Raw genomic sequence first — 12,832 nt, 5'->3', positions numbered from 1 at the left:
GTTATACGATTCTATTACTCACTCTTAATCACTTCTGCCGGATTTTGAATGGCAGCTTTCCATACTCTCCATACAATGCTTGAGAAAATAACAAGAAGCATTCCTGCAAATATTCCTATATATATCCACAAGTTTACCGGAGTCTGTTTTACATAGTTTTCAAGCCAACGTTTCATAATGACATATCCTAATGGAAAAGCAATGCATGATGCCATAACAAGTAATAGCAAGTATTCTTTAAAGAATAAGTTCAGAATCAGCCTTGCGCTGGCACCATTTACTTTACGGATGGCTATTTCTTTACGACGTTGCTGACAGGATAAAGTTACTAACGAAAATATACCGAATACTGCAATTATTATACAAATAGCGGAAACTACACTTAACAGCTTACACAATGTTCTCTCTGATTTCATATAAGCGTCATAAACTTCTTCCATATTAGACAACATCAATTCTGCATTCGGATTAACTTTATTCACTTCTGCTTTTATCTTTTCAGAAACAATGTCCCAAGTTCCTTCCTTCACTTTGAAAATAATACCTCCTCTGTCTCTACTATCCGGTAAATGAAACATGGCAGGAGCTACCGGATGTATTGGAGCGTTATATGAAATATTTTTAATGACACCTTTCACTATATATTGCTTTCCTAATTTACCTATTTTCTTTCCTATCGGTTGTGTCCATCCTAAAGCTTTCACAGCAGCCTCATTTATAACAACCATATCTTTTCCATCCTTTTCATCCAACATATTTCCGTCCAATACCTCAACTCCAAAGAAATCGGCATACTCCTGATTAATCGTTTCATCTTCCAGTTCAATATATTGTTCACTATCAGTATTTTTTCCGTCCCATTCTTTTAATCTATATGTTGAATAGTACATCTTGGGAATAGGTGTATGAAAACCATTCAAACATTCTGCTATTTCAGGTATCTGATTCACTACTTCTTTGAAAGGGATATTTTCAGAGCAATAAACTACTGCCCCCACATTATGCCGCTCTATTCCAAGCTCCCTAGTATTCAATAGAAAATGAAGTTGCATCATCATTACCAAAGTACAAAACACAAAGCCCAAGCTGATAAATAGCTGAAAAAAAATACTGATTTTATAAAACCATCCTGAGAGATGTGTATTTGACTTCTTGCTTATATTATTAAGTAGAGTTCGTCTACTGATATATTGTATAAGCAGAGATGCAAAACCAACTGTCACGGCAACCAATGATAAGATATAAACAAATACTTCAATATAAAAGAATGAAGTGCTTTCATCAATTTGTGACAAACGTTTGAAAGTGGGCAAAATTAACTCTATCAACACCAAACCTACTCCTGAAGATAGAAGCAGTAATAAGACTAGTTCTATGAGAAGTAGGGTAAGTAAACCTCTATTTGATGAACCATTAACCTTTCTCAACGCCAACTCACGTCTACGCATCCGGATACGAGTCACCAGCATTGTTAAATAATTGCATATTCCACAAATGATGACCAAACCACTAATACAAGCAAAAAGACGAATATGATCCAACTTCACATTTACATCTTCTCTTGGATGAGTACTCCGCAGTGTCGATAATAGGGCAATAGGCGTAGAGATTGGATATTTATGGCCTTCTTGTTGCACTTCATGTTCTGATAATCTTTGTTGTAATGCTTTCATATCACAGTTGGGATAAGTGCGAAAAAGCGTTTGACATCGTTGGCGTCCCCAATTAGGGCTTGCATCATAAAATGGTAACAATATATCAAAAGAAAACAAAGAATGCCCTTCCCATGACTTTACAATTGCGACAATTGTTTTTTCTTCATTATTTTCTTCGAAAATCAAGTGTTTACCTATCGGAGATTCTTTTCCAAATATTCGTTCTGCCGCATTTTCAGTTATAGCAATTTCATCCTTTTTTAGCTGTAAATGATTATCTCCGTCCAATACCTTAATATTGAACATTGAAATGAAACTTGAATCTACTTCTATCCGCCGTACCGAAAACTCGGTATCCTCATTCTTAATCTTTTTTTCATCCCAATCGTAATAGATACAACATACTTTCTCCACCTCAGGACAGTTCTTTGCCAAATAATCAGCTAAAAAGCTAGATGAATTATAGTTAAATCCGTCTCCATAAAGACGAAAGCTACTGCCTGCCAAATAAATACGATCGGCCCCCTCATGAAAATCGTCATAAGTCATTTCATAACGAATCCACAAAGCAGACAGCGCAAAACAAGTAAATCCGACTGCCAATCCGATGATACTGACAAGGCTTTGTGTCTTATACTTCATCAGATTGCGAAAGGCTACTTTAAGATAGTGTTTTATCATGATACCTCATTTATAGTTGCTTGATGCAACGTACTTACATGCTTACTTCCGTTACCACCTGACCGTCAAACAAGTTGATGATGCGATTGGCATAGCCGGCGTCATGTTGCGAATGGGTTACCATGACAATTGTTGTCCCCTCTCTATTCAGTTCACTCAACAACCCCATGACTTCCTTACCATTTTTGGAGTCCAAATTACCAGTCGGTTCATCGGCAAGAATCAGTTTAGGATTGGCGACTACTGCACGGGCAATAGCAACACGTTGTTGCTGACCTCCGGAAAGTTGTTGAGGAAAATGCTTACTACGATGAGTAATAGCCATTCTCTCCATAGCTGTCTCAACCCTTTTTTTCCGTTCGGATGCCGAGATTCCCATATAAAGTAAAGGCAGTTCAATGTTTTCATACACGTTCAGTTCATCTATCAGATTGAAACTCTGAAATACAAAACCAATGACTCCTTTACGGAGATTTGTACGCTGCGATTCCGTATATTTCGAAACTTCCGTACCATTCAGATAATACTCCCCTCCCGTCGGGTTATCCAAAAGCCCTAAAATATTAAGCAATGTGGATTTTCCACAACCGGAAGGCCCCATAATGGCTACAAACTCACCTTGCTTCACCTCGATGCTGACATTATTCAGCGCCCAAGTTTCCACTTCTTCTGTCTTGAAAATCTTCTGTAAGTTTACTGTCTTAATCATGATCGTAAATTTATATTGTTCGTAAATTATATCATTCTTTTATTCATTCTTGATAGACTCCACCGGATTGATTCTTGCAATCCTCATGATACGAAACCAGATAGTCAATGCCGTTACCATGGCAACAGACAGAAAAATTCCTGTCCAAAACCAGCATCCGCAGTTAAAGAATACTGTATATATTTGTTTCCACCACTGTAACACCATGTACACCAACGGAAAGGATATAATGGCAGTAACCACCAACAAAGCTATATACAAACGGGCAAATAACCAGATTATATGCCTGATTCCGGCTCCATTTACCTTACGGACAGCAACTTCTTTCTGCCTGCGTTCGGTGTCGAGAGTAACGCTGGAATATACGCCCAATAATGTAATAATGATACTGACCATTGCGAAAAACAAAATAATATCTTTCAGGATATATTCCATAGCCTGCATCTCATAAAGGTCATCCTGAAATGTGCGTACCTGACAAGGAATATTTTCCGGCAACATCTCCTGACGGATCCTTTCAATCCACTTCACTACTTCCTTTTGTTGCTGAGGATAGCATTTCACATAACAATGTCCTACATATACGGATGGATCATAGAGTATAAAAGCGTAACCGCCGCTATGATTATGAATATCGGTCTGAAAAGGGGCACAAACTCCGCATACAGTATAATCATTGTTCTGGTCATAGAAATTCATCCCGATCACATTCTTCTTTTGCTTGTTCTGCCATACCTCATCCATGACAAGATCCTGTTTTGTCAGGATAGTCCTACCTTCCTTTACCGGAATATTCATAAAAGTAAAGAAGTTCAGCGGCACACACATAATATCAATATCAGTCCAGGAGTTATCATTCCCTTTTTCGGTCATCAGCAGATTGCCGGACACTCCCTGCGTATAAGCAATATCTGACAACAGAATATCCTTCACCCCTGCATGTTGTTTGAAACGTTCTACCATGTCCAGCTTTTCTTCGTTTTTCATGAACGGATAATCTAGCGGGATACTCAGAATTGCCTCTTTCTCTTTCTGGCTTAATGTATGGAACAGTGTTTTGGTTGTTGTTTCCGATTGCAAGAATAACGCAACGGTGAATGATACAAATATCCAGCAGATAAAGAACTGAATACCTAACATAAAGTTACGTCCCCATTGTTTTCCGCAACGCTTGTTGCCCCCATGCATTCCGTCCTGTATTGAAATCCTGCGGATACGGACAGATACAAACATACAGATGACAGCACAAAGCAGAATGAGAAAAATGATATATTGCAAAGCGTGTTTCAAAAGGACAGCAGGAGGAAAAGTCATCGTAATACCCGACAGGGAAAAATCCATCCTGTCGCCAATCAACTCTATTCCCCATACAACCAGAAAGGAAGAAGCAACTATGACAATCAGTGACTGTACAAACAGCAGACAGAATTGTTGACTCCAATTACATCCGGCCATTTTCATAATACTGTATTCCTTAGTGCGATTGAGAAAAGAACCGATAAGAAAATGGAAGAAATTGACAAGTCCGACCAGCAGTATTAATGTACCGACTATTCCGGTCGCCCACCCCAGGACAAAAGCGCCTTTTTTTTGACTCCGGTCGCCAATGTAATTCGCTACAACCGAATATGCCTGATTATACATGGTATAACTATAATTGCGCTTCGAAAATTGTTGTTCCAGTGCGGCTATATCCGCATGAGGAGAAAGCAGGACATACGTTAAGGCTCCTGTCATGTCATGACGCTTCGGGCTTTGAAAAAGTCCTTCGCTATCATTTAACACCATAGCATCAGTATGTGTCATAAAGCTGAAACCATTGTTCAACGGAATATCCTCCATTACTGCCTGGACAGTGTACACAATACCTCCTGTTTTCGGAGTACTTTCAGGCGAAGTGTGGAGCCGTCTCATCAACGTCAGATGTTTGCCGATAGCAGTTTCAATCTTACCGAATATCTTTATGGCGGTAGACTCACTCAAAATAACAGCATTAGGCGTCCGGCTGGCCGTCTCCCAATTTCCCGCCAGTATCCGGGGAGTGAATACCTTATTATATAACGTATCTATCTCTATCGTCTCAAGTTCATAAGGCAGTGATTTCTCTTCTGAAATCCCGGCAAGAAAAGAACGTTCACGGGAATATGCCATACAGGAGATTGCTTCTACCTCTCCCATTCCCCATGTACGGAGTTCTTCGGACAAGGCTACCTGTGTACCGGAAAAATAAGTATCGGTCTGGTAATCATAAAGACTCAGTTCCGCAATGCGGGTGTAATTACTGAAACAATGGTTGGTCGTTTCAACAAAACGGCTGCAATACATACATATGCAGAAACATAGCAATCCTACCGCAAGACCGATGATAGAGATTATATTTTGTGTCTTGTATTTCAACAGGTTTCTGAATGCAACTTTCAAATAATGTTTTATCATAATGTTTTTACTGTTAACTCTTTAATCCAATATCAATTCTTCCGCATCGCCAAAGGTATCATATCCCGTCGTAATTACCCAATCTCCGGGCTGCAAACCTTCTGTAATTTCATACTGCTGCGGATTTTGGCGGCCGATAGATAAAGGAATGCGGACAGCTTTTGTTTTTGAAGCATTCACCTTATAAATCCATTGTCCTCCCGTAGCCTGATAGAAATTACCGCGTGGGATAACAAGCGCCTGTTCCGGTTGCCCCAATTCTATCTGCACACGAAAACTCTTGCCCACTCTTACGTTATCAGGCATATCACCTGTAAAAACAAGATCGACATCAAACATACGGTCATTCACTTCGGGGACTACTTTCGTTATTTTCAACGGGTATTTCTTTCCCTGATAATTGATAGTGGCAGGCAATCCGGTGGTAATCCGGTCAATATAATATTCACTGAGCGAAGTATGGATCTTATATTGGTCAAGCACCTTTATTTCAGCTATGCTTTCACCGGAAGAGACTTGTTGCCCGGGAGTAACCTTTACAAAGCTAAGCTGTCCTTTTATCGGAGCTGTTACCACCAAATTATTCAAGCGTTCATGAGCGCGTTCATATTTCTTCCGTTCCCTTTCCCGGTCGTTACGAATCAACTCTTTACGAATCATTGTTACAGCAGAATCATGCCGCAGGCTCTCTTGTTGCAAAGCAGCATTTTTCTGTTTGTAATTATACTCATCTTCAGCCACTTGCAGTTGAGCCTTGCTCTTTACCCCCATCTGATACTCTTCACGGTCAAGGGCAATGCTTTTTTTCAGACGTTCAAGCTCATAATTATTTGTCAGAGCCTGCTGTTTCAGATTCAGACTCTTTTGCTCCATTTCAATCTCCTGCTCCTGATAGGTAATCATTTGCTTTTCCCATTCGTCACGCTGGTCTTCGATGTTACGAAGCAAGTCCGGATTGGAAAGAACAAGAATCGTATCACCTTGCTGAAGCAAACTGCCTTCTTCCCCCACTATCTTTTCTACACTTCCCGCTTCGCGGGTATTGACCTTGATAGTCAATATGGGTTGAACCAATCCTTCCACATCTACATATTCCATGAAGTCAGCATCTACCACTTCCGCTATCTGGATATTCCCGACATCAACACGTAGTTTTCTGGGACCTGATGAAAGGATGATTACATAAATCAGAAAGGAGAGAAACAAAAGTCCCCCTATCAGATAATATCTATAACGAATGTACCACGGCTTCTTTTCTAATTTTATATCCATGAGGTCATATAGTTTTTTATATTCATATCAATTACAAGAAAATCATTCAACCCTATTCGACGAGAAGATTATAATCCTCCGTCAGCAACCTGTTTCTCTCAAAATCATATAGCGTCATACTACGAAGTGTATAATATAAACTCCAATAGTTATATAAAGCCGATACGTAATTACGGCGTGCGCTATCTTTTTCTGAAATAGAAGCGTTCAAATCAAGAATGGTCGATTTTCCCAATATATAAAGTTTACGGGCAACTTCATTCCTCCGTCGGGCAGTTTCATCTGTGCGGGCAGCGATACGGACACGTTGCGTTTGCAGATTAAACTGCTTCACCAGTTTGCGGACATTCAGTTCAAAATCCGTCCTGCTTTGTTCCACCTGCGTATAAACCAGATCACGGTTAGAACGGGCTACCCGTACCTGACCTTTTCCCCGTCCCCAGTCTAAAATCGGCAGGGAGATACTTAAACTTACATATTGCTGGTCTAAAAGGTTCCGATAGGCTTCCGGTAATTTGTCCGCCGTCTGTGTCAGTCCGAAACGGAGATAAATATCCGCCTTCAAACCGGCATTGGCACGGGCTCTCGCAACAGCGCTTTCACTTTCCAGCTTTCGTCGCTTCATCGTCTGTATGTCAGGACTATTTTCATACGCCAGTGCCAGCGCCTCATTCAGATTGATGCTGAAATCCGGCACCCGGGAACTGACACGTACACGAATTTCCTTGTCTTCCTGAATACCCAGATATGAACGAAGCTCCTGCATACAGTTATCCATTTCAATGCGGGCATTCATACGGTTCGTTTCTTCTGTCAGACGATTAAGTTCCAGTTGCAGCATCTCATTTTCTGTTATCGTACCTATATTATAGCGCCCTTGGGCATAGTGGTAAAGTGTATCTGCATTCGCATAATTGAACGACGCTATGTCGTAATTGCTTTGGGCGGTAGCTAAAGCAAAGAATTTATTAATCGCACTGGCTGAAACAAGTTCCAACGTCTCCACATAACTTTTCTTAGCCTCCTGATAACGTACGGGTTCTATACGTTTATCCCATTTCAGACTATTATAGCCAAAAAGTGACTGCCGATAGCCTATCATAACAGGTGAAGTCTGCCATGAATATTTATGCTCGCTGAACAAGTCCATACGTTGGGCAGATGTTTCGAGAAACAAGGAACCTCCTGTCCAGGATACGTTTTGTGAAAGATTCAAAGTCAGGTCAGTATTCAATAAGTTCTGCTCGACAAACTTAACCGAACCGTCACCCATTGTTATCTTATTAATGGCACGGTTCAAATTAGGATCGGATGTCAAACTCAAAGTCGGTAAATAATTGGCACGATAATATTTATAATTCCAATAAGCAGAACGAAAACTATGGCGTGCCGTTTGCGCGTCGGGAGATTCCAAGCGCGCTATTCTTACGGTCTGCTCCAGTGACAGCTCCATTGTCTGATTTTGGGCAGACGATAATTCCGTTGACAGGATTCCAATGCTTATGCAGATTAATTTCAGGTTCATCCTTCGTTATATTTATTAATTTATTATTCAAAACCTGTGCCATTTATATAAATTACTATACTTCAAACAGATACGTTTATCCCTCTTCTATTATCAGCGTGCAAATACGCACAAAACTAGTGCGCAATCGCACATACAACACATGATTATTATCCATATCTTTGCCGATGTAATAAAGAAAAGCAATAAATCTATTCAGCAAAAGAAATGAAAGAAGCAAGTAAACTGGGGAAAATACTTATAGTAGACGATAACGAAGATGTCCTTTTCGCCCTCAACCTGTTATTGGAACCTTATGCGGAGAAAATAAAGGTAGCCACCACTCCTGACCGAATCGAACATTTCATGACTACTTTTCAACCCGATCTTATCTTATTGGATATGAATTTCAGCCGTGACGCTATTAGTGGTCAGGAAGGATTTGAGAGCTTGGAGCAAATACTGCAAATTGACCCGCAGGCTATTGTTATCTTTATGACCGCCTATGCAGATACAGACAAAGCAGTGCGGGCTATCAAAGCCGGCGCAACAGATTTTATTCCCAAACCGTGGAAAAAAGAAAAACTACTGGCCACACTCACTTCCGGAATGCGGTTGCGCCAGTCACAACGAGAAGTGAATATCTTAAAAGAGCAGATAGAAGTACTTAGCGGTCAAAACACATCGGAAGGAGACATTATCGGAGAATCTCCTGCCATGCAGGAAGTTTTCACTACAATAAACAAACTAAGTTGTACAGATGCCAATATCCTGATTCTAGGAGAAAACGGAACAGGAAAAGACGTGATTGCTCATTTCTTATATCGCTGTTCCCCCCGATACGGCAAGCCTTTTGTCACCATTGACTTGGGAAGTATCCCCGAACAATTGTTCGAAAGCGAACTATTCGGATTTGAAAAAGGGGCTTTCACCGACGCTAAAAAATCAAAAGCCGGGCGAATGGAAGTTGCCACCAACGGAACTCTGTTTTTGGATGAAATCGGCAATCTTTCACTTCCCATGCAATCGAAACTATTGACTGCTATCGAAAAGCGACAAATCAACCGTTTAGGCAGTACACAAGCCGTTCCTATTGACGTCCGCCTGATTTGTGCCACAAATGCGGATATTCGCCAATTAGTGGATGAAGGAAACTTCCGGCAGGACTTGCTCTATCGTATCAATACCATTGAAATACATATCCCGCCGCTCCGCGAACGTGGTAATGATATTATTCTACTGGCCGAACACTTCCTGCAACGGTATGCACGTAAATACAAAAAGGATATGCGCGGCCTGACCCGGGAAGCCAAAAACAAACTATTAAAGTATGCCTGGCCCGGAAATGTGCGGGAATTGCAGCATACGATAGAACGCGCTGTCATATTAGGAGACGGCTCTTTATTAAAACCTGAAAACTTTCTGTTCCATGCCGCTCCTAAACAAAGGAAGGAAGAAGAAACGATATTAAATTTGGAACAACTGGAACGCCAGACCATTGAAAAAGCAATGAAACTTAGCGAGGGAAATATTTCCCGTGCCGCCGAATATTTGGGCATAACCCGCTTTGCCTTATATCGTAAACTTGAAAAACTAGGCTTATGAAACGATATGCAATCAGAGTGTTCTTACACATCTTATTTATAATGCTGCTTTCTATCGGAAGCTGCCTGCTGTTTCAAAAACAGTTATGGTTCAGCACCACTATCTGCATCCTACTGTTGATAACTACCGGTGTACACCTCTATCGTATGCAGTTTAAACAAATTAATTTGTTGCGACGGCTGACAGACGGACTCCGGTATAATGACATGACGCAAGCCTTCCACCCGCCTTTCAAGAATAAAATAATGAATGAGTGGACAGAAGAACTTTCGGAAAGCCTGAAAGACTTTCGGGGAAAACTGTTGGCTGAGGAAATAAAGCACCAATATTACGAAAACTTATTGAACAAGGTAGACACAGCCGTACTTGTTGCCGACAGATCCGGACATGTAGAATGGATGAATCAGGCGGCCGTCACCCATTTAGGACAAATCTCACAATTACCGGAAGCATTACTAATCGCTTCTGCGACTAATAATATTCCAATTATCCGTATCGAACAAAACAGCACTGTCCTGGAAATGGCCATTTCTTGCACCAAGTTTGCGACACAAGGAAAAGAGCAACAAATAATCAGCCTGAAAAATATCCATTCCGTACTGGAACGAAATGAAATGGAAGCCTGGCAAAAGCTGATACGTGTACTGACTCATGAAATCATGAATTCCATCACACCGATTATTTCTCTTTCCGAAACACTAAGTGAAAGAGGAATACCCGAACAGCTTGGAGAAAAAGAATACTCCATTATCCTGCAAGCCATGCAAACTATTCACAGAAGAAGCAAAGGGTTATTAGAATTTGTAGAAAACTACCGTCGCCTGACACGAATCCCCGCTCCTGTCCGCACCAAAGTTTCTATTGCAGAACTATTCATGGATTTAAAGAAGTTATTCCCGGAAGAATACATTCATTTTGAAACTCCTTTATCAGAACTAAACTTGTATATAGACCGGGCACAAATAGAACAAGTCCTCATTAATTTATTGAAAAATGCCCGCGAGGCGTGTGGAAAGCAAGCAGATAAAAACATTCGGATAACAATAATCACTTCACCTGCCAACAATAAGATTATGACAGTATCCGACAATGGAGAAGGCATTTTACCGGATGTTCTGGACAAGATATTTGTACCTTTCTTTAGTACCAAAACAACCGGTTCGGGTATCGGACTCAGCTTATGCAAGCAAATTATGACTTTGCATGAAGGAAGCATCAATGTAAAATCAGAATCAGGCAAAGGGAGTAGATTCATTCTCACCTTTCCTAAATAATGGGTTATTGCAATTTTGCAACTGTTTTGTATAAATTGCGATTCTTCATTAAGATAGAGAGAGTTAACGCACCTGCCTTGGGAGCAGGGGGCTAGCTCTCTTAAAATATACAAATAAAAAAAGCTGGTACAAACTGTATCAGCTCAAAATTACTTACTTTATCTTTTTCGTCGGGGTAGCGGGATTCGAACCCACGACCCCCTGCTCCCAAAGCAGGTGCGCTAACCGGACTGCGCTACACCCCGAAAAACTTTTAACTGAACTCCTTCTTTCTTTGTAGTCGGGGTAGCGGGATTCGAACCCACGACCCCCTGCTCCCAAAGCAGGTGCGCTAACCGGACTGCGCTACACCCCGCTACTTTTTGAAGGGTTGTTCTTTTCAAAAGCGGTGCAAAGATAGGGAGTATTTTTTAATTAACAATAGCTAAACGAATGTTTTTTATTTATTATTTCCCAATAGTCTGAATTTCATCTGTTTGCATTTCAACTTTTTTCCTGACAGAAACCAGAAGTCCTTCTGCAAAGTACTGGTCTACCAGTCAAAGTATAGATACTATGGCGTTTATTGAGATGAATTAACTGAAAATATATTTTGGTAGAATGAACCAACTTTCACTGTTTTCTGTTTTCAAAGTAGAAACTAAAAAAGAAAAGTCATATGAAAACAAAAAAACAAAAAGAAACCAATGAAAAAGAAGTTCATTTGTTAGAACAAAAAGGATATGAAAGAATGGTGAATGAGATTGTACCAGTACAACAGGTAGAAACTAATCGTAATCCAACTAATAAAGAAGTAAAAGAGGCTGTAAGGGAATTAAACCCTGATATAAACAGCTTGGATAGTAGAGGATGAATTCATCCTCTACTCCTTTATATTTACATATTCAAATAATACTCCCGCGTCAATGCTATATATTCCTCACTATATTGATGGCGGGCTAATTCCGTCAACAATTCTTCGACAACACATTCCTGATTAGAAAAAGTAAAAGTAATCAGGGTACGTTTAGGAATGCCGCCAGGCTTAGTTATCACATTTAGCTGCCGGACTGCATATAAATTCTTCGCTGTAGCTATCATCTTCACCCTATCAGCTACATCTGTCGGAATTACAATCGTAAAAGCCCCATCTTCCGCCAATAATCCGGCCACCCCTTCCAATAATTCTTCATAGGTCAGAGAATCATTATGCCGGGCTGCATTCCTCTGCTGATCCAGACACTCCAATGAATCAACGAAATACGGGGGATTAGAAACAATCACGTCAAACTTGTCCGAAGATTGATAGTTCCTGAAATCAGCCTGCACTACCTCTATCCGCTCCTTCCAAGGAGAGCGGGCTACATTCTCCCCGGCCTGTCCGGCAGCGGCTTTATCTATTTCCAATGCTATAATATCCGCATCCGGCAGACTACGTTGAGCCAACATCAATGCAACCAATCCCGTCCCTGTCCCGACATCCAGAATCTTATGTGCGTTCCGCACAGAAGTCCATGCCCCCAAAAGCACCCCATCCGTGCCCACCTTCATAGCACACTTATCATGCCACACTGTAAACTGCTTAAATTGAAAATAAGGATTCGACATTTTATCCGCTTATTTTTAAACCTGTTTTATTCTACTATTTTATTGGAAACCGCCAAAAATAAATAATTATTATGGAATACTTCTTCAATCGTCCCATATTTTGGCATTG

Annotated in this window: 9 protein-coding genes and 2 tRNA genes; 3 read left to right on the top strand and 8 right to left on the bottom strand. The window is 40.6% G+C overall.

Features of this window, described 5'->3' with window-relative positions; genetic code table 11:
* Positions 1-14 precede the first annotated feature (14 nt).
* The 5 genes from AB5443_RS06020 to AB5443_RS06000 are packed head-to-tail and all read right to left on the bottom strand — an operon-like array spanning position 15 to position 8,278.
* Positions 15-2,336, bottom strand: coding sequence for an ABC transporter permease (locus AB5443_RS06020; RefSeq protein ID WP_277135585.1), 2,322 nt, complete (start codon positions 2,334-2,336; stop codon positions 15-17).
* Positions 2,337-2,370: 34 nt separating this feature from the next.
* Positions 2,371-3,072, bottom strand: coding sequence for an ABC transporter ATP-binding protein (locus tag AB5443_RS06015; protein ID WP_285819499.1), 702 nt, complete (start codon positions 3,070-3,072; stop codon positions 2,371-2,373).
* Positions 3,073-3,084: 12 nt separating this feature from the next.
* Positions 3,085-5,481, bottom strand: a complete 2,397-nt coding sequence (locus AB5443_RS06010) for an ABC transporter permease (protein ID WP_277135586.1) — start codon at positions 5,479-5,481, stop codon at positions 3,085-3,087.
* Positions 5,482-5,502: 21 nt separating this feature from the next.
* Positions 5,503-6,753 carry an efflux RND transporter periplasmic adaptor subunit gene (locus AB5443_RS06005; RefSeq protein WP_368113468.1) on the bottom strand — a complete coding sequence of 417 codons (1,251 nt, stop codon included), beginning with the start codon at positions 6,751-6,753 and terminating at the stop codon, positions 5,503-5,505.
* Between the two features lie 52 nt (positions 6,754-6,805).
* Complete coding sequence (locus tag AB5443_RS06000; RefSeq protein ID WP_073345421.1) at positions 6,806-8,278, bottom strand: TolC family protein; 1,473 nt, start codon at positions 8,276-8,278, stop codon at positions 6,806-6,808.
* Positions 8,279-8,485: 207 nt separating this feature from the next.
* Between AB5443_RS06000 and AB5443_RS05995 the strand changes: the two genes are divergently transcribed.
* Positions 8,486-9,862, top strand: coding sequence for a sigma-54 dependent transcriptional regulator (locus AB5443_RS05995; protein WP_024987026.1), 1,377 nt, complete (start codon positions 8,486-8,488; stop codon positions 9,860-9,862).
* A complete protein-coding gene (locus AB5443_RS05990; RefSeq protein WP_277135588.1) occupies positions 9,859-11,136 on the top strand; it encodes a PAS domain-containing sensor histidine kinase in 1,278 nt (425 codons plus the stop codon). Before AB5443_RS05995 ends, AB5443_RS05990 begins: the two co-directional genes overlap by 4 nt.
* 170 nt (positions 11,137-11,306) lie before the next feature.
* On the opposite strand, the gene AB5443_RS05985 is transcribed toward AB5443_RS05990, so the two are convergent.
* Together AB5443_RS05985 and AB5443_RS05980 are read right to left on the bottom strand one after the other, a co-directional pair.
* A tRNA-Pro gene (locus tag AB5443_RS05985) sits at positions 11,307-11,381 on the bottom strand.
* A gap of 35 nt (positions 11,382-11,416) precedes the next feature.
* Positions 11,417-11,491 (bottom strand) — tRNA-Pro (locus tag AB5443_RS05980).
* Between the two features lie 303 nt (positions 11,492-11,794).
* On the opposite strand from AB5443_RS05980, the gene AB5443_RS05975 reads away from it, so the two are divergent.
* Positions 11,795-11,989 (top strand): hypothetical protein, encoded by a 195-nt coding sequence (locus AB5443_RS05975; protein ID WP_022137493.1) that lies wholly within the window; start codon positions 11,795-11,797, stop codon positions 11,987-11,989.
* A 23-nt stretch (positions 11,990-12,012) separates the two neighbouring features.
* Here AB5443_RS05975 and AB5443_RS05970 read toward each other — a convergent pair whose 3' ends face one another.
* Positions 12,013-12,723 (bottom strand): tRNA1(Val) (adenine(37)-N6)-methyltransferase, encoded by a 711-nt coding sequence (locus AB5443_RS05970; RefSeq protein WP_277135734.1) that lies wholly within the window; start codon positions 12,721-12,723, stop codon positions 12,013-12,015.
* Positions 12,724-12,832 lie beyond the last annotated feature (109 nt).

The sequence above is a fragment of the Bacteroides sp. RTP21281st1_H5_RTP21281_210402 genome (genome assembly GCF_040918965.1).
Lineage (GTDB): Bacteria > Bacteroidota > Bacteroidia > Bacteroidales > Bacteroidaceae > Bacteroides > Bacteroides congonensis.
Note: the sequence above shows the minus strand (reverse complement) of the source record. Positions and strands in the feature narration are given on the sequence as shown.